Source organism: Proteus sp. HMSC14B05 (assembly GCF_001808035.1).
Classification (GTDB): domain Bacteria; phylum Pseudomonadota; class Gammaproteobacteria; order Enterobacterales; family Enterobacteriaceae; genus Proteus; species Proteus mirabilis.
This window is the reverse complement of sequence record NZ_KV791969.1, coordinates 116,176-134,510: the sequence shown is the minus strand read 5'-3', so window position 1 is coordinate 134,510 and position 18,335 is coordinate 116,176. Positions and strand designations below refer to the sequence as shown.

The following is an 18,335-nucleotide window of genomic DNA, read 5'->3' as shown; positions in this document are numbered from 1 at the left end:
TTCATTTCACCAGGCCAAAAAATCTGACGCATTCTATCGGCATAAAAATTTTATGCAAACGTTTTCGTACTCTGTTTATGATAATTAATGTGATCGGTGATAGAAAAAAAATTGATATATCTCACATCAATCCTGATGTTATGGTTGTTTTACTTGAGTCACTCGACTTATTTAAAATGATTGTAAAAAGGAGATTGCTTTAGAAATATTTATGATAACAATGGAAAGTTCATAATCATTTAATTATGAAAAAATACATAAATAATATTTAATAAAACTAAAAAAAAATAAAATAATAACGAAAAAAGAAGCTTTACTTTCAGTCACAAAAAAGAGGAATTTTCATTCCTCTTGACTATTGTTTTGATAAGTTAATTAATTTCTTCTGGCAGGTGAATGTCCAGCAACATAGTAATCTGCTTGGCTTGCTGGCAATGGTTTAATGCCTTTAATTTTGTCTGCCATTTTTTCAGCAATCATAATGGTTGTCGCATTTAAATTGCCAGTAATTATATTGGGCATAATGGAAGCATCAATAACTCTTAAGCTTTCTATACCATGAACGCGTCCGGCACCATCTACGACGGCCATTTCATCATTTCCCATTTTACAACTACCACAAGGGTGAAATGCTGTTTCTGCCCGTTCACGCACAAAAGCATCCAGCTGTTCATCCGTTTGAATATCTTTCCCCGGACTAATTTCTTCACCGCGATAGGGATCTAATGCAGGTTGCGCCATAATTTCTCTCGTGATACGAATAGCAGCCCTAAACTCTTGCCAATCTTGCTCTGTTGACATGTAATTAAACAAGATGCTTGGATGCTGATGTGGATCTCGTGAGGTTATTTTTATACGTCCGCGACTGGGTGAACGCATCGACCCCACATGAGCTTGAAAACCATGCACTTCCACTGCATTACTGCCATTATAATTAATCGCCACTGGTAAAAAGTGAAACTGAATATTTGGCCAAGCAAACTTTTCACTTGAGCGAATAAAACCCCCTGCTTCAAATTGATTACTCGCCCCAATACCCGTTCCTTTAAATAACCACTCGGCACCAATTTTAGGTTGGTTATACCATTTTAACGCTGGATAAAGTGAAACGGGTTGTTTGCATTCATATTGCAGATACATCTCTAGATGATCTTGCAAATTCTGCCCCACACCCGGTAAAACATGTACTGGCGAAATATCAAACTCGTTGAGAACATCTTCTGGGCCGACACCTGAGCGTTGTAAGATTTGTGGTGATGCAATCGCCCCGGCACAAAGCAGTATTTCTTTACATGCTTTCACATGCTGTGGCGTGGTATTCGTTCCTTTAAAATAGCGCACACCACTTGCTTTTTTACCCTTAAATTCAATAATATCGGTTGTAGCATGTGTCTCAATAGTTAAGTTTTTGCGCGATTTAGCTTGGTCAAGATAACCCCGTGCCGTACTGGCTCGACGCCCATGGGGGGTTACCGTTCTATCCATAGGGCCAAATCCTTCTTGCTGATAACCATTGAGATCGTCAGTTCTAGGATATCCAGCTTGTACACCAGCTTCGACCATCGCATGGAATAAAACATTATTCCCCTTTTTCGGTGTAGTCACACTAACAGGCCCACTATCACCATGATAATCATTAGCCCCAATATCTCGGGTTTCTGCTTTACGAAAATAGGGTAAGCAATTTAAATAATTCCAATCTTCAAGACCGGGTAATTTGGCCCACTCATCAAAATCCATCGCATTACCACGAATGTAACACATACCATTAATGAGTGATGATCCTCCTAATCCTTTACCTCGGCCGCACTCCATGCGGCGGTTATTCATATGTGGCTCAGGCTCTGTTTCATAAGCCCAATTATAGCGTCTACCCTGTAACGGATAAGCTAATGCTGCTGGCATTTGTGTGCGAAAATCGAACCTGTAGTCCGGTCCTCCAGCTTCAAGGAGCAGCACAGTAACATCAGGATCTTCTGTCAAGCGGGTAGCAAGAACGTTACCGGCTGAACCAGCACCGATAATAATGTAGTCATAGACCATTGTTATCTCCTCTGTTTCAGTCATTAAAATTAAAAATAGAATGGATTAAAAAACGGATGAAAACTCCCCAAGTTCAACTTGAATAGATTTGATTTGAGTGTAATTTTGTAGTGTGACAAGCCCATTTTCACGGCCAACACCGGAATGTTTATAACCACCAACAGGCATTTCTGCTGCAGATTCACCCCAAGTATTGATCCAGCAAATTCCGGCTTCTAATTGATGTATAACGCGATGTGCCGTTGTCAGATCTCGAGTCACCAAGCCTGCGGCTAATCCATAGACACTATTATTGGCGCGTAAAATAACTTCATCTTCTGTTTGATAACTTAAAATGCTCATTACAGGGCCGAAGATTTCGTCCTGCGTGATTTTCATATCATCAGTACAATCGGTAAATACCGTTGGCGCCACATAAGCCCCTTTCGCCAATGCACCAGCGAATAAACGTTCACCACCACAAAGTAGTTTTGCACCTTGAGCTTTACCTAACTCGATATAGCTTAAAACTTTTTCAAGATGAGGGAAGCTGACTAATGGTCCAAAGTTGGTATCCATTTCCAGTGGTGAACCAACGCGAATACGAGAGACACGCTCAATGATTTTAGCTTCAAAAGCTTGTTTTAACTTTTCTGGCACAAATACGCGTGTTCCATTGGTACATACTTGTCCTGAACTATAGAAATTAGCCATCATGGCGATATCAGCTGCGGTATCAAGATCGGCATCATCAAAAATAATTAACGGAGACTTACCACCTAGCTCCATAGTGACATCTTTTAAGCTTGATGAAGAAGCGCTCGCCATCACTTTTTTCCCAGTATCGATCCCCCCCGTAAATGAGACCTTAGCGATATCAGGGTGCTGCGTTAGCCATTGCCCTACAGTGGCATCACCCGTTACCACATTAAATACCCCTTGAGGCAAGCCCGCTTCAGTATATATTTCAGCCAATTTTAATGCCGTTAATGATGTCATTTCACTCGGTTTAAAAATCATCGCATTACCTGCTGCTAATGCAGGTGCTGATTTCCATAACGCAATTTGAATTGGATAATTCCATGCACCAATGCCGGCAACAACACCTAATGGCTCACGACGGGTGTAAACAAAAGCGCTGTCACGTAGTGGGATCTGCTCCCCTTCTAGGGCAGGAATAAGACCCGCATAGTATTCCAATACATCAGCACCGGTGACAATATCGACATAACGTGTTTCAGACAGGGGTTTACCGGTGTCTAACGTTTCTAAATGCGCTAACTCATCATTACGTTCACGTAAAATATCCACGGCACGTCGAAGAATACGGGAGCGCGCCATCGCAGGCATGGCAGCCCATATTTTTTGTCCTTGCTTTGCACTTTCTACCGCCCAATTAATATCTTCTTCACAGGCTGATTGTAAATGTGCAATCACCTCACCTGTAGCAGGATTAATTGCGGCAAATTGTTCACATTCAGGTTGTGCGCAATCAACATATCCACCATGAATATAAAGCTTGTGTAACGGTGGGTTTTGCATATTTTCTCCTTTATAGTGAGTAAGTTAAGTCTGTTTATCCTGGCAAAGATTAAGTTGCATATCGATATACTCATCAGTAATTTTTTTTGCTTCTGCTAACGAAAATGGCTCCTCGCTAAGGGCACTACGTAGCCATAAACCATCGATTAAAGCGGCCAAGCCTTTGGCGGCTAAGCGTGCTTTATCTTTTGTTAACGCACGTCCAAATTCATAACAGAGATTAGAGTACAAACGTCTATCATTAACTTTTTGTAAACGATGCAAATTAGGCTGATGCATGCTACTTGCCCAAAAAGCCAGCCAAGTTTTCATTGCGGTTTCACTGGTTTGTGACGTATCAAAGTTACCATCGACAATGGCTTGAATACGCAATTTAGGCTCAGCATCGCTTAAAATACGTAATCGCATTGCGACGGCAAAACCTAACTGATATTGGATATGGCGCATTGCCGCTTCCAATAAACCATTTTTATCACGGAAGTAGTGGCTTATAATGCCATTAGATACCCCGGCCTTTCGTGCAATTAATGCAATGCTGGCATCTTGCATTCCGACCTCATTAATCACCGCTAATGTCGCCTGAATTAATTGCTGTTTACGTATCGACTGCATCCCTATCTTCGGCATGTTTTCAAGACCTAAAAAATACATTGAACACTTTTATTAAACGTTTTTTTAATTGAACATTCAATCAATATTAACTATTGTTTATCACAATTAATTCACAAATGACATAAGGAGCAGATCGTGAAAATTTGAATCTTTGCATATAAATCAATTGATTAGCAAAGAATGCAACTTTTAACTTTTAGATGAATAAATTTTTGGAATTTCTGATGACAACTCTTAATAGCTCAAAAAAACCACAGAAAGACAAGCTCAATTCTGTTGTTTTTTTCGCTTCCGCAACGCTGATTTTAGCGTTCTCTTTTTTCACTATTTTAATGACAGATACCGCCAATGCGTGGATCATTAAAACACTAGGTTGGGTATCAAAAACCTTTGGTTGGTACTATTTATTAGCGGCAACTTTGTACATTGTTTTCGTTATTTTCGTTGCCACATCTCGCTTTGGTAATATTAAATTAGGCCCAGAACAATCAAAGCCTGAATTTAGTGTATTAAGCTGGTCTGCTATGTTGTTTGCCGCGGGGATTGGGATTGACTTAATGTTTTTCTCAGTCGCTGAGCCTATTACCCAATATATGCTACCGCCTACTGGCGAAGGTGAAACAATAGAAGCAGCCCGTCAGTCGATGGTGTGGACATTATTCCACTATGGCCTGACGGGCTGGTCTATGTATGCACTGATTGGTATTGCACTCGGGTATTTTAGTTATCGTTATAATTTACCCTTGACCATCCGCTCTGCACTTTATCCTATCTTTGGTAATCGTATTTATGGCCCCATCGGTCATACTGTCGATATTGCTGCCGTATTGGGTACTATTTTTGGTATTGCCACCACCTTAGGTATTGGCGTAGTACAACTTAATTATGGATTGAAAGTTCTCTTCGATTTACCGCAAGGGTTAGGTGTACAAGGTGGTTTAATTCTACTTTCCGTAATTATGGCGGTGATCTCAGCCACATCAGGCGTCAATAAAGGCATACGTATTCTTTCAGAATTAAATGTATTACTCGCTTTAGGGTTAATTTTATTTATCCTATTTGCTGGTGATACTGAATTTTTATTAAATGCGTTAGTACTTAATGTCGGTGATTATGTAAACCGATTCTTAGGAATGACACTAAATAGCTTTGCTTTTGATAGACCGACGGATTGGATGAATAGCTGGACACTTTTCTTCTGGGCTTGGTGGGTTGCTTGGTCACCTTTTGTGGGCTTATTTTTAGCACGTATCTCAAGGGGGAGAACTATCCGTCAATTCGTTATAGGCACCTTGATCATCCCTTTTGTATTCACGCTATTATGGTTGTCTATCTTTGGTAATAGTGCACTTTATGAAGTGATCCACGGTAATCAAACCTTTGCTGAAACAGTATTAGCCTCACCAGAAAAAGGCTTTTATTCTCTACTTGAACTCTATCCGGGATTTGGTTTAACCGCTTCCGTAGCGACTATTACAGGATTACTTTTCTATGTAACCTCGGCAGACTCCGGTTCATTAGTTTTAGGTAATTTCACTTCTCAACTGAGTGATATAAATAATGATGCCCCAAATTGGCTGCGCATATTCTGGTCTATCGCTATTGGTCTATTAACATTAGGTATGTTAATGGCAGACGGGGTTTCTGCTTTGCAAAATACCACGGTTATTATGGGATTACCTTTTAGCTTTGTTATTTTCTTTATTATGGCAGGACTATATAAGTCATTAAAAGTAGAAGATTTTAGACGCGTCAGTTCATTAAACACCAATGCGCCAGCACCTCTTTATGGTAACACCACCATGAACTGGAAACAGCGTCTAGGTCGTGTGATGAATTTTCCAGGTACTACCTATACCCAACGGATGTTAGATTTAGTTTGTACCCCAGCGATGCAAGATGTGGCTAATGAGCTGTCATTACGTGGTGCAAATGTCTCGTTTAATCTTTACCCGCTGGAAGAAGAGCCTCGTTTAAACCATTTAGAATTAGTGGTTGATTTAGGCCAAGAGCAGCATTTTATTTATCAAATATGGCCACAAAAATATTCAGTACCTGCATTTACTTATCGTGCTCGTCGAGGAAAATCCCATTATTACCGACTAGAAACCTATTTATGGGAAGGTTCACAGGGTAACGATTTAATGGACTATACCAAGGAGCAAGTGATCAGTGATATTCTCGACCAATATGAAAAACACTTAAACTTTATTCACTTAAGTCGTGAAGCGCCCGGTGCAACATTAACATTTCCAGAATCAAATTAATTAGCGACTGAGCTATCTTATCTCTCAAGGGAACCCGTTTTATCGGTTCCCTTTTTTATTAGCCTGCATCATACACCTCATGCAATACATCGCTATTTTCTGACTTTATTTCATATTGACATGCTTAAGCTAATTCCTAAAAACTGACCTAGCAGTGAATAAATAATCAAAATTAAAACATATTTATTTACTTATTGTGTTTTTTTAGTAATCTACATAAACAATAAAAATGTAGAATAATTTACTTGGGAAACATCACATGAATCGTCGTTCATTTTTAACATCATCAAGCTTAGTGATCGGGGGACTTTCATTAAGTTCGTTTGTTAGCGCTGCCTATGGCGCAGAAACTTCAAACCCTAAACAGCTATTTAATGCAGAAAATCCTTTACTGTTAAACTTTAATGAAAACTCGCTAGGCATGTCATCCAATGCCAAACAGGCGATTATTGATGCACTTCCCCATGCTTTTCGCTATCCAGATGATGCGCGAAGCGCACTTATCAGTGCATTAGGTGAAGAATTTAAGCTATCAGACAAACACATCACTCTAGGTAATGGCTCCTCTGAAACCATACAAGCAGCCGTACAATATGTGGCGAATAAAGCGCAAAAAGCAGGTAAAACAGTACAACTGATTGTGCCTGATCCAACGTTTAATTATGCCGAACTTTATGCTGAACCTTTAGGTGTTAATATCGTAAAAGTGCCGGTTGATAACACATTGGCTTTTGATTTAACCGCCATGCAGAAAAAAGCACAAGCATTTGATGGTATTAGCATGGTATATCTGTGCAATCCTAATAACCCAACCGCAATGCTGACACCAACAGCGGCATTAACAAATTGGATCACCTCAGCAAAAGAAAATGTCTTTTTTATTATTGATGAAGCTTACGCTGAATTTGTGACAACACCTGAATTTACCAGTGCGATAGCATTAGTTGCTCAAGGTTATAAAAACTTGATTGTTACCCGTACATTTTCAAAAATTTATGCATTAGCTGGATTAAGGGTAGGCTATGGTGTGGCAGTCCCTGAGGTAATTAGTGAAGTAGATAGTTTCGTTTCTATTGATAATACCAATACTGCCGGTGCTGTTAGCGCATTAGCCTCGTTAAAAGATCACGCTTTTGTGGCATATAGTCGCAAGTCAATTGATGTATCACGACAAATGGTGGTTGATACTTTAAACGCCTTAAATATCGAGTATGCACCTTCTCACGCCAACTTTATTTTTCATAAAGTCAAAGGTGATGTGAAAACTTATCAAGAGAGAATGAAAGCGGCAAATATTATGGTAGGACGTGAGTTTCCTCCCGCATTAGGTTGGAGCCGTTTGACCTTAGGAACCCCTGAGGAGATGAGTTATTTTGTCGCGACGTTAAAAGAGTTTAGAACTAAAGGATGGATATAATCCTCTACAACCAATAGTTATAAATGTATTTAAAAGGGAACGACACAGTTCCCTTGTTATTTACAGATATTCTAAAGAAAATAATACTTCACCATTTGCACTTCCCCCAACTACGTCCTTATTAGTTGCGATATATTGCGCATAAAAATCGAGAGAAATATTATTAGTTGTCTCTACAGGGTAAATCATACTACTTTTTCCCGGTAATATTTTATTCTGATTTTTATCTAAAATAGCAATACCTATATTTTGAGCCGCATTTTTTTCTGCCAACTTAAACAAGGTACTATCCTTACTGTCAGTATCACCACTAAACATTACTTTTACACCGCTAGTAACAATACTGCAATCAGTTAAGTTAAGTGTAAACTTTACTGGCTCTGTTGTATTTTTTTGCTGAAAATCTTTTGTTCCCCAAACCCCTAAGTCAACAAATTTATTTAGCGAATCAGGGCTGACTCTACAAGTATTTGCCACAATGTTCGCTTTTATAACAATATTTGTATTAGCTAATTCTGCTGTTGCATCTTTAGTAAAAAATACTGTATATCCGCTAAAAAGTAGCATTCCCCATAATAGAAAGCGCATTATTTTTCTAGTATGTAATAACTCATTCATGATATTAGCCTATTAAAATTAAGGGAAATCAACTCTTAGAAAGCCACTTGATGTGACAGCGCCTTCAGTTGGTGTTTTTCCATCAATACTTACGGGATAAACATTAATCGTGACATTAGCATCAGCATTTTGGTTGAGTCTGAAAGGAATAAAACTTGATAAATCATTAGGTGTTAATTCAGATCCACTTGAATTAGCAACCACAAAGCCAACACTTTTATTATTAGAAACAATAGCATTACCTTGAACTGAATCTGCTTGTAATCGCATTGTTAAATCAGCACTGGCATCTATATTGTCACATTGAATACTTAAGTTTCTAGAAACCGTATTAACTCCTTCGGCTTTTTTCCCTGCTACTTTAAAACTTGATGCAGGAATATTGTCAAAATCAATATTCAACACTTGCCCTGAATTAATAACGCAAGATTGTGGAACTGTCATTGAAAGATTCAAAAATAGCTTTGTAATGATAGTTTGTTTAGTCGCACAATTCTGTGGTTGGCAAAAACCAAATTCGCCTACAAAAATATTTTTTACATAGGTACCAGAAATAATAGCCTTGTCAATTTTTATTCTGGTTTATACTTTCTTACAGAAACGACGCTTTCTTCGTTTTCAGTATAAGTACGGGCACCACAAGTAGAGCTTAGCGTAGGTACATTATAAGGAACATAAATTGTTCTACAATTATTAGTCATTCTTAACGCAACAGAAATATAGTCATCTATCTTAGAATAAATCCAATCATTATTGCTGGTATTTGCACTAGGAATATTACCATTGGAATATGTCGCCCATGTTTGCGCTTGCCCCGCATTCCATCTTAATGTAATTCGATTGGACAAAGTAATATCAGAAGCATCTTTAGTAACACCGACTTTATTTTCCGTCTTTGATAGTTGTCCACTAAGCGTGGAATATTCATTCGCATTACAACCACTGACACAGCTCACAGCGACTGCATTATTTGAAATAATGGCTATTATTGTAAACAATACTATTCTAATCATAATAAAATCCGTAAATATGCTTGTTTTTAATATTGGCATGTGGAAGAAATAAAATAGATACCTTTTTCTTTTGATGACTTCTCATTAATTTGGTAATCAAATATACATTGTTGATCAGCCATTTTTCCCCATTTTGCTTTTAGCCTACCAACAGGTGCTAAACCAGAGATAAAAACATTCCCATTATCGCCAACAATACCACTTACGGAACGCTCTTCATCAACAACCATCGCACCGAAAGGTATAATAGCGCCATCTTTTTTGCTTAATGTAACCATTGCTCGATAGCCAATATTCGTTTTAAAATTAGCTTCAACCAATGCCCCTTTAGTAGGAACTACATTAATAATCGTATTTTCTAATTCAATATTTTCTTCTAATGAATTAACATCTAATGAAACTCGATTATTTTTATATGTTGAAGCAAACGGTAAGACGGCATAACCTTTATTATCAGTTAATATACCATTTGCATTTTCTACTTTAATATTATTAGCATCATTTGCTTTAATAAGAATATTGGTATCCCCTAAAGGTTGAGTTAAAGTAATACCTCCTGCATGAGCAACAACACCACCATTTAAACTATAATTAAACTCATGCCAATCATTACTATAATTATATCCGCTACCTATATTAGCATATTTACCTTTATAATTAGCATAAACCATTCCTGAATAACCAGAACCATTATGCGTATATCCTTGTTGAATATTATAATTTAAATTATTGTCTTCAAGGAGAGTTCCTGTTAGTCCCACTTGATTGACCCAAACATTGTCATCGCTTCTATTCATTGAGTAAACAGCATACATACTATTTCTACTTGAATGTAAGTCACTTACAGTTTGCTGGTTAAATACATCATTAAGAGGAATTGATATATTAAAAGCTACATTTTTATTATCACCACGCATACCCGGTGATTTTAATTTCGATAAACTAAGACTATAATTTATCCTATCAATATTAGCATTATAACCCAGTTGCCATAACTGTTCAGTTTCAGTTGTGCGCCAATAGTTTTGGTAAGAGCCTAAAATATACAAAGAACTATTATTGGTAATTTGTTGATTTATATTAAGTTGAAACCTCCCTTTTTTAGAATAATTTAAATTATAGTAGTTAGATAAGTTATCCTCATCTCTTATTATTCCATTATCTGTTACTATTTCACGCCCTGCCATTTTTTTATAACTAACTTCATTTAGGGTATAATAGCCTTGCGTTGAATATCGATACCCCATTATTTGAAAGTTAGTGCCTGTGCTATTAATCGATTTAGCATAAAGTAATCGGAATGACTGCCCTTTTTTATGCTCATCGTTTGGCAATATACTATTCGCCTGTATTACATCTGCTGATATCGCCCCAAAGGTGCCTAGATTACCACCTAAACCAATCGCATAGGCTTGATAATTATTTGAAAATTGGCTTCCTCCATATAACGTCATATTATAAGGTAAGCCATATACTAAACTTAATTGACCAAAATTAGGTTTATCTTGATAATCTGCTCCGCTACGAAATTCCCCTCCAATCAATTCGTATTTTAAGCGTCCTTCACGTTGTAAAATAGGCACATTTGAATAAGGTACAACAAATTGTGTAATTTTACCGTTATTCTCTTTGATTGTGACATCTAAATTACCGCTACTTGATGTGGCATAGAGATCTTTTATTTCAAATGCACCTGGAGGTACAGAAATTTGATAAATAACAAAACCATTCTGCTTGACTGTAACAATAGCATTGCTATTCGCAATACCCTTTATCGTAGGTGCAAATCCTCTCATGCTATCAGGCAACATATTATCATCAGATTCTAGCTTAATCCCTCTAAAACCAAGACTATCAAAAATGGTTCCATTAGAAAAAGAGTCACCAAGGGTTAATTCTGCACGTAATGGAATAATAGGTTTTTGTACATATGTTCTTATATTTCTCCATTTATTTTGCTTACTTTCACCACTAGCATAGTTCCATGAACTTTCATTTCTAAATCGCCATGAACCAAGATTAATACCAGGATTTAAGTTTAAAAAATAATTATTATTATCAACGTTATCCTTAAAGTTCTTACTATTTCTTCCTGTGAAATTATAATTTAGTAAAAACGCATTAATTCCATTATCCCATTTTTCAGGTGGGATAAAGCCACGAACATTATTTTTAAACATTATTTGTGGAATACTTAAAAATAATTTTTGTCCTTCAAAATCGAATTTAACACTTGAGTTTTCTATTTTATCTAAAATATTCTCACAAGCACTATCTTTACTTTCTACCTCTTCTGATTTCTTTTTGCTATTTTCAGTTAAAGTTATTCCAAAATTTGTCAAAGTTTTATTATCTATACAAGGTAATAAGCCTGTATCATCGGATGATGCATCGCTTTCATAAAATATTAAATTTTTTGTTTCAACATATTCATCGTTTACATAAATTTCTACTGAATACATTCCTTCAGGTTGGCCTTCACCTTTATCAAATCGAGATAAATCTGCTACTTCATTATCAATATTTGAAATTAAGTTAGGATTAAAAAAACTATCCGCATACACCACACCAGAAAAGCATGTACCTAAAAAGATATATAAATTAAAACATATAGTTTTAGATTTTAGCATAATAAAGCCTTATCATTAATGAATGTTATAGCATTACTTACCAATCTGTTTCGTTACTTTGGGTGTACTAGCACCATAATCATTAATAGTTTGATAAGATATTTGACTATAGTTAGGCTTGCTGACTTTAATCATTACTGTTCCCATAGGAGGAACCATAATACTATTTAGCTGTTCATTATCAGCTTCTAAATTAATTAATGTCGCATAATAAGGTGAAGGATTATTTACTATTATGTTTCCTTGTGATTTTTTAAACTCAAGACTATTAGGTACATCCTCTATGTTAAAATTTAATCCTTGAGGTCTAATAAAAATTTTTATTCTAGATAATACTGCTAGCTGTAATATATTTTTATCTTTTATTTCTTCTCGCTCAATTTCAGGGATTGCTTTTGTATTTAACCAGAACAAACTTTCTCTATCATTTGGTAATGCCTTACCAGCATAAATTATTCTTAGCTTGTTTTCACTTTCTGGTTTGCTGACAAACAGTGGTGGTGTAACAATAAATTCATTACTTTTTTGATCTTGGCTATCATCAATCCATGATTGCACTAAAAAGCGTAATCTTTTATCTGTATTATTAAGAGTAATTGACGTCTGTTTTGCATCCATAGGATAGACTATGCGTGTTGCAGCTAATGCAACACCTCCCGCATATGATAGCGATGAAAAACTGAAGAGAAAAAATAACGCAATAAAGTGTTTAGATATTAAATGCATATTAACCTCAAATGATAGGTTTATTTATTGATAATTGAAAACAAACCAAACTACGCTGTCAGCTTTTCCACCGATAACGTTTTCTTTCGTTGCCAGATAACTTGCTTTAAATTTTAGTTTTAATTCATTCTCTTCAATAAATTTATACTTATTGAATTTATTAGGAATAATTATTTCACCTTCATCATTAAATAATGCAACACCTAATCCTGAAGCTGAATTTTGTTGATCGGTGATGCTAAATAATCGTTTATCATTATTGTTTACATCACCTATAATAATTATACTGACTTTATCCGTAATACTTTTATTACATCCCATTAATTTAATAAAAAATGGAATTTTTATAGAGTGACTTCCTACTCCATGAAATTGGTTACTACTAATAACACCAAGATCAACAATTTGATATTCACTTTCAGAAGATACTGTACAAGCAGGCTCTACAATTCCCCCTTTAAAAGTCACAATACCATCGTCTAAAGAGATATTTTCCCTGTCATTAGAATAGGCTGTAAATGAAAGAGTAAAAAATAGGACAATAGAATATATTAAACTATATTTCATATTTCCCTCGATATAAAAGTATGACCTTTATCAGGTCATACTTTAAGTTAATCCAATTTATTTATTCATATTGCATTTTGAAAGTTACATCAGCATCAGCATGACCAGGGGTAACGGTATCTAATGTAGATTTATAACGTGCAACAAAGTTAAGTGTATTTGATCCATCAATTAACTGTTTTGCTGTAGAAAAAACAGAGCCGTCTGGTGGTAACACTTTTCCTGTATGGTCTGTAATTTCAATACCAACGCCCGTCGCAGCACCCGCACCACCTGTTGTAATGTTGCTTACAGCTAATACTGTTTTATCATTTGAATCACTTACACCTGAAAATGAAACTGAGGCATTCTGTGCGACAGTCGTATCACAAGCTTCTAAATTGATATAAAAATCAGTATTACCAACTGTTTTCCCTACACTATCAAATTGTGCGGTACGATATTGTCCAATATTAACAGTTTGATCTATTGATTTTGTACTAACAACACATGCAGCATTAACAATTTCTCCAGTAAAATTAATTTTACCACCATTAACGATAGTCGCTGCAGAAGCAACACCGCTCAGTGATAAAACAGATACTGTAAATAGAGCTTTAACTAACATCTTTTTTTTAAGCATTGACTTTTCCTTTTACATTACAGGTAAATATACACAACAACTTCACTTATAAATTAAAATAGTAAATCTATATTAGATAACAATATTTGAATCCATATACTAATTATATGATAAAGCGTTAACTGCCTTAATAAGGGTGATTTAATAAACATTAAATAAATAGGGTTTTAATTTTAAATAAAATCCCTATTAATTAATTCATTGATATACTTGCCACCAATAATATTATTTATCTTACATTTAAATAATATTCTCAAAGAATGGAATATTATTATCAGAATCATATTTTATTTTATATTTTAATGTGATAACTCTTTTGGAAACCTTTTCAAAGAAATCACTTATTGAAATATCAAATATATTTAGTATGTGAAAAAGTATATCAATAGGTATTTTATTTATTCCTCGTTCATAACGAGAAATTTGTTGTTGAGAGATATTCAATAATTTTCCTAACTCAGCCCCCGTCATAGAATTACGTTGCCTTAAAAGAAAAAGTTCATATCCAATCGAATGACAAAATATTTTTCTTTCTGAAATATATTCAAAATTCAATGAGAAATTATTTATTTCCAAAATTCACTTCCTCAACTGTATTTGCATTTAATTTACTTTATGAGATTAATAAAATCAATTATTCAAAAATTTCTAACGAATTAAAAACCTCATAATAAAACACTAAATAAGAGTAGGTAAATATACTCATTTTATTTGTATCAGGGAGTTAATTGATTATCTGATTTGAATAGTCGTTTTAAGGCAGTGATTAATTCTAAAATTACGGAAAAATAGACACAAATAAGACATAATAATCTATTAATAAAAACATATTAAATTTTTATTAATTTTTAATAGAAATATTTTTTATTGTTTTAGCTTACTGTAAAACTAAAACAGATAGGGTTAGTACAAAATTTATACCATTTTATTTCAAATGTTATTTTAACAAAGTTACAATAATAAGTTTTATTAATGATTATGCCTTTATATCTCATCCTAAAAATTTTTACTTGATATAAATTAATATTTATTTATTTTTTTTGGTACTGATATTTGTAATTAGATAAGTTTTTTTAACCATTATTTTATCTTATTAAAAAATAATATTTTTATAACTATAAAAACTTTTGATATTAAAATTACAAACCGATAAAAACAACATAACTTATTTATAATAAATGATTATCATCATTATCAACACTTTTCATATTTAAAAAAAATGATAATATCAAATAGAAAATAAATTTTTAGAAAAAATCTATTACAAATAAGTTTATTTGAATATTAAATTTTTGAGCCATATGCTTTATATATAAAGAAAAAGGGCCTGAATAAATTCAGACCCTTTTTCCTATTAATATAATTTTATTATTTATTAAAGCGGATCGACTTTTAAACAAGATACCGCATGGCGGAAACTTCCCTCTAATAAGGGGCGCGTTTTAGCACATTCTTCATCAGCCATCGGACAACGTGTACGGAAAATACAGCCTGATGGTGGATTAATTGGTGAAGGAAGCTCTCCTTCTAACAAATCAATATGCTTGTTACGCTCTTTATCCGGATCAGGAATAGGCACCGCTGACATTAATGCTTTGGTGTAAGGGTGTAATGGGTGATGATAAACTTCATCATAAGTCCCCAACTCCACCGCATGACCTAAATACATCACTAAGACACGATCTGAGATGTGTTTCACTACCGCAAGATCATGCGCAATAAAGATGAGCGATAATCCCATCTCTTTTTGGATATCTTTCAGTAGATTGACTACCTGAGCTTGAATAGAAACATCCAGTGCCGATACAGGTTCGTCACAGATAACCAGTTTTGGCTCTAAGATCAGTGCGCGAGCAATACCAATCCGTTGACACTGTCCACCAGAAAACTCATGAGGATAGCGGTTAATTAAGTTTGGTAATAACCCCACTCGCATCATCATCGCTTTGACTTTTTCAACCACTTCAGCCTGTTTCATTTTCGGATGATAGGTTTTTAGTGGTTCGGCAATAATATCGCCAATCGTCATTCTTGGGTTTAAGGAGGCAAGTGGATCTTGGAATATCATCTGAATATCTTGACGAACATCGCGCCACTGTTTATTGCCCATGCCTAATAAGTCATTGCCTAACCAAGTGACTGTACCACCCGATGCTTTAACTAAGCCGATAATGGCACGCGCAAAAGTTGATTTGCCACAACCTGATTCCCCTACTACACCTAAGGTTTCACCTTCGTATAAACGTAAGGTAACGCCATCAACGGCTTTGAGGCTTTTTTTAGGTTGCCAGAACCACTGTTTATTATCTTGTACATCGAAATAAACTTTTAGATCGTTAACTTCGAGGATCACTTTTCTATCTTGTAAGGTGGCTTGGCTCATACTAACTCCTCCGCCGCTTTAAAACAGGCTCGTAATCTTCCCTGAGCAAATTGTGTTAATTGAGGTTCACTATTCAAACACTGCTCTGTTGCATATTGGCAACGAGGCTGGAATGGGCAACCTTTAGGTAAACGCAATAAGTTAGGAGGATTACCCGGAATGGTCGCCAAACGTTCATCTTCACCATCTAAACGAGGTACTGCTTGTAGCAACCCAATAGAATATGGGTGTGATGGTTGGTAGAAAATATCTCGCGCATTACCATATTCCATGGTTCGCCCAGCATACATTACCAGTACTTTGTCGCAAATACCCGCAACCACACCGAGATCATGGGTGATCATGATAATGGCTGTATTAAGCTCTTTTTTTAGCTCGTTTAGCAGTGTCATGATTTGTGCCTGAACAGTCACATCCAGTGCCGTTGTTGGCTCATCAGCAATTAATAGTTTTGGCTTACATAATAGTGCCATCGCTATCATTACCCGTTGGCGCATCCCACCAGAGAACTCATGGGGATACATGCCCATACGTTTATGGGCTTCGGGCATTTTTACTGCATCAAGCATGCGAACAGATTCCGCATATGCATCATTTTTACTCATACCCTTATGAAGCATAAGCACTTCTATTAACTGAGTGCCGACTTTCATATAGGGGTTAAGTGAGGTCATTGGATCTTGAAATATCATGGATATTTCTTCAGCACGCATTTTGTTTAATTGACTTTGGCGTAAGTTTAAAATTTCACGACCATTAAAATGCGCACTTCCAGCAGTACGACCGTTTTTAGCTAATAATCCCATTAAGGCGAACGCCGTTTGCGATTTCCCAGAGCCAGATTCACCGACAATTCCTAAGGTTTCCCCTGCAGATAGCTCAAAGTTGAGTTTATTTACTGCGGTTACATCCCCATCTGGAGTACCAAAGGTGACACAGAGATCTTTTACACTTAACAATGGCTTATTTGTTGAATTTGTCATCATGTTCTCCTTAACGATCTTTCGGATCTAACGCGTCACGTAAACCATCACCGATAAAGTTAAAGCAAAACAAGGTGACAACTAAAAATGCAGCAGGGAAAAGTAATAACCAAGGAGAAACTTCCATTGAATTTGCACCATCACTCAGTAGTGCTCCCCAACTACTTAATGGCTCTTGTGTGCCTAATCCTAAGAAACTTAAAAATGATTCAAATAAGATCATGCTAGGAACCAGTAATGAAGCGTATACCACAACAACACCTAATACATTCGGCACGATGTGTTTAAGGACGATATTACGTGATGACACACCACAGACTAACGCCGCTTCAATAAACTCTTTACGTTTTAAACTGAGTGTTTGTCCCCGTACGATACGAGCCATATCGAGCCAAGATACCATGCCGATGGCAACAAAGATCAGTAAGATATTTTGCCCAAAAAAGGTCACCAGTAAGATAACAAAGAACATAAATGGGAAGGAGTTTAATATCTCCAGTAAACGCATCATCACTGAGTCAACGCGCCCACCAATATAACCTGCCATCGCGCCATAGAGGGTGCCAACAATCACCGCGACAAATGCCGCTGCAATACCTACCATCAGTGAAATACGTCCACCAATTGCTACACGAACTAATAAGTCACGTCCTGATGAGTCAGTGCCAAAATAGTGCGCAGAGGCAAAATCAGGTGGCATTGACATCATTTCCCAATCCGTATCGTCATAAACAAAAGGCGATAACATGGGGGCGAAAATGACAAAAAGTAAAATACAAAATAGTAGTACTAGGCTGGTGATCGCCGCTTTATTGTGCATAAAACGACGACGGGCATCTTGCCATAAACTACGACCTTCAACATCTAGCTGCTCCGAGAAATTCCCCAGAGCTTCGCTATTTTCTTTCATCGATAACATAACGTGCTCCAGTC

At 36.0% G+C, this 18,335-nt stretch carries 16 protein-coding genes; 2 read left to right on the top strand and 14 right to left on the bottom strand.

Annotated elements, in window-relative coordinates; translation table 11 throughout:
* Positions 1-375 precede the first annotated feature (375 nt).
* Genes betA through betI form a run of 3 tightly spaced genes read right to left on the bottom strand, consistent with a single transcriptional unit; the run spans position 376 to position 4,191 of the window.
* Positions 376-2,043 carry a choline dehydrogenase gene (gene betA, locus HMPREF3129_RS03040; protein ID WP_036918438.1) on the bottom strand — a complete coding sequence of 556 codons (1,668 nt, stop codon included), beginning with the start codon at positions 2,041-2,043 and terminating at the stop codon, positions 376-378.
* Positions 2,044-2,088: 45 nt separating this feature from the next.
* Positions 2,089-3,564 carry a betaine-aldehyde dehydrogenase gene (gene betB, locus HMPREF3129_RS03035; RefSeq protein WP_004243216.1) on the bottom strand — a complete coding sequence of 492 codons (1,476 nt, stop codon included), beginning with the start codon at positions 3,562-3,564 and terminating at the stop codon, positions 2,089-2,091.
* 24 nt (positions 3,565-3,588) lie between these two features.
* A complete protein-coding gene (betI, locus tag HMPREF3129_RS03030; protein WP_004248206.1) occupies positions 3,589-4,191 on the bottom strand; it encodes a transcriptional regulator BetI in 603 nt (200 codons plus the stop codon).
* A 209-nt stretch (positions 4,192-4,400) separates the two neighbouring features.
* Between betI and HMPREF3129_RS03025 the strand changes: the two genes are divergently transcribed.
* Both HMPREF3129_RS03025 and HMPREF3129_RS03020 read left to right on the top strand, forming a co-directional pair.
* Positions 4,401-6,443 carry a choline transporter gene (locus HMPREF3129_RS03025; protein ID WP_004248207.1) on the top strand — a complete coding sequence of 681 codons (2,043 nt, stop codon included), beginning with the start codon at positions 4,401-4,403 and terminating at the stop codon, positions 6,441-6,443.
* Between the two features lie 259 nt (positions 6,444-6,702).
* Complete coding sequence (locus HMPREF3129_RS03020; RefSeq protein WP_036918440.1) at positions 6,703-7,860, top strand: pyridoxal phosphate-dependent aminotransferase; 1,158 nt, start codon at positions 6,703-6,705, stop codon at positions 7,858-7,860.
* A 60-nt stretch (positions 7,861-7,920) separates the two neighbouring features.
* On the opposite strand, the gene HMPREF3129_RS03015 is transcribed toward HMPREF3129_RS03020, so the two are convergent.
* The 11 genes from HMPREF3129_RS03015 to oppC all read right to left on the bottom strand — a co-directional run bounded on the left by HMPREF3129_RS03015 (position 7,921) and on the right by oppC (position 18,321).
* Entirely contained in the window at positions 7,921-8,478 is a 558-nt protein-coding gene (locus HMPREF3129_RS03015; RefSeq protein ID WP_004248209.1) for a fimbrial protein, read from the bottom strand.
* 18 nt (positions 8,479-8,496) lie between these two features.
* Positions 8,497-8,922: a fimbrial protein gene (locus HMPREF3129_RS18825; RefSeq protein ID WP_231338122.1), complete on the bottom strand. Its 426-nt coding sequence runs from the start codon at positions 8,920-8,922 to the stop codon at positions 8,497-8,499.
* Between the two features lie 128 nt (positions 8,923-9,050).
* Positions 9,051-9,476 carry a hypothetical protein gene (locus tag HMPREF3129_RS18820; protein WP_254668231.1) on the bottom strand — a complete coding sequence of 142 codons (426 nt, stop codon included), beginning with the start codon at positions 9,474-9,476 and terminating at the stop codon, positions 9,051-9,053.
* Positions 9,477-9,517: 41 nt separating this feature from the next.
* Complete coding sequence (locus HMPREF3129_RS03005; protein WP_017628066.1) at positions 9,518-12,121, bottom strand: fimbria/pilus outer membrane usher protein; 2,604 nt, start codon at positions 12,119-12,121, stop codon at positions 9,518-9,520.
* 33 nt (positions 12,122-12,154) lie between these two features.
* Positions 12,155-12,847, bottom strand: a complete 693-nt coding sequence (locus tag HMPREF3129_RS03000; RefSeq protein ID WP_004243223.1) for a fimbria/pilus periplasmic chaperone — start codon at positions 12,845-12,847, stop codon at positions 12,155-12,157.
* A 24-nt stretch (positions 12,848-12,871) separates the two neighbouring features.
* Positions 12,872-13,414, bottom strand: a complete 543-nt coding sequence (locus HMPREF3129_RS02995; RefSeq protein ID WP_004243224.1) for a fimbrial protein — start codon at positions 13,412-13,414, stop codon at positions 12,872-12,874.
* A gap of 61 nt (positions 13,415-13,475) precedes the next feature.
* A complete protein-coding gene (gene fimA, locus HMPREF3129_RS02990) occupies positions 13,476-14,036 on the bottom strand; it encodes a type 1 fimbrial major subunit FimA (RefSeq protein ID WP_004243225.1) in 561 nt (186 codons plus the stop codon).
* Positions 14,037-14,276: 240 nt separating this feature from the next.
* Positions 14,277-14,612 (bottom strand): helix-turn-helix domain-containing protein, encoded by a 336-nt coding sequence (locus HMPREF3129_RS02985; protein ID WP_012368005.1) that lies wholly within the window; start codon positions 14,610-14,612, stop codon positions 14,277-14,279.
* 799 nt (positions 14,613-15,411) lie between these two features.
* Complete coding sequence (oppF, locus tag HMPREF3129_RS02980; RefSeq protein ID WP_004243227.1) at positions 15,412-16,419, bottom strand: murein tripeptide/oligopeptide ABC transporter ATP binding protein OppF; 1,008 nt, start codon at positions 16,417-16,419, stop codon at positions 15,412-15,414.
* The gene (locus HMPREF3129_RS02975) at positions 16,416-17,405 is read right to left on the bottom strand and encodes an ABC transporter ATP-binding protein (RefSeq protein ID WP_004243228.1); all 990 of its coding nucleotides are present in this window, start codon (positions 17,403-17,405) and stop codon (positions 16,416-16,418) included. Before HMPREF3129_RS02975 ends, oppF begins: the two co-directional genes overlap by 4 nt.
* A 7-nt stretch (positions 17,406-17,412) precedes the next feature.
* The gene (gene oppC / locus HMPREF3129_RS02970; RefSeq protein WP_004243229.1) at positions 17,413-18,321 is read right to left on the bottom strand and encodes an oligopeptide ABC transporter permease OppC; all 909 of its coding nucleotides are present in this window, start codon (positions 18,319-18,321) and stop codon (positions 17,413-17,415) included.
* Positions 18,322-18,335 lie beyond the last annotated feature (14 nt).

Coding starts and splice junctions, on each gene's coding strand:
- betA (WP_036918438.1), bottom strand. CDS start 2,043: ATGGTCTATGACTACATTATTATCGGTGCTGGTTCAGCCGGTAACGTT.
- betB (WP_004243216.1), bottom strand. CDS start 3,564: ATGCAAAACCCACCGTTACACAAGCTTTATATTCATGGTGGATATGTT.
- betI (WP_004248206.1), bottom strand. CDS start 4,191: ATGCCGAAGATAGGGATGCAGTCGATACGTAAACAGCAATTAATTCAG.
- HMPREF3129_RS03025 (WP_004248207.1), top strand. CDS start 4,401: ATGACAACTCTTAATAGCTCAAAAAAACCACAGAAAGACAAGCTCAAT.
- HMPREF3129_RS03020 (WP_036918440.1), top strand. CDS start 6,703: ATGAATCGTCGTTCATTTTTAACATCATCAAGCTTAGTGATCGGGGGA.
- HMPREF3129_RS03015 (WP_004248209.1), bottom strand. CDS start 8,478: ATGAATGAGTTATTACATACTAGAAAAATAATGCGCTTTCTATTATGG.
- HMPREF3129_RS18825 (WP_231338122.1), bottom strand. CDS start 8,922: ATGACAGTTCCACAATCTTGCGTTATTAATTCAGGGCAAGTGTTGAAT.
- HMPREF3129_RS03005 (WP_017628066.1), bottom strand. CDS start 12,121: ATGCTAAAATCTAAAACTATATGTTTTAATTTATATATCTTTTTAGGT.
- HMPREF3129_RS03000 (WP_004243223.1), bottom strand. CDS start 12,847: ATGCATTTAATATCTAAACACTTTATTGCGTTATTTTTTCTCTTCAGT.
- HMPREF3129_RS02995 (WP_004243224.1), bottom strand. CDS start 13,414: ATGAAATATAGTTTAATATATTCTATTGTCCTATTTTTTACTCTTTCA.
- fimA (WP_004243225.1), bottom strand. CDS start 14,036: ATGCTTAAAAAAAAGATGTTAGTTAAAGCTCTATTTACAGTATCTGTT.
- oppF (WP_004243227.1), bottom strand. CDS start 16,419: ATGAGCCAAGCCACCTTACAAGATAGAAAAGTGATCCTCGAAGTTAAC.
- HMPREF3129_RS02975 (WP_004243228.1), bottom strand. CDS start 17,405: ATGATGACAAATTCAACAAATAAGCCATTGTTAAGTGTAAAAGATCTC.
- oppC (WP_004243229.1), bottom strand. CDS start 18,321: ATGTTATCGATGAAAGAAAATAGCGAAGCTCTGGGGAATTTCTCGGAG.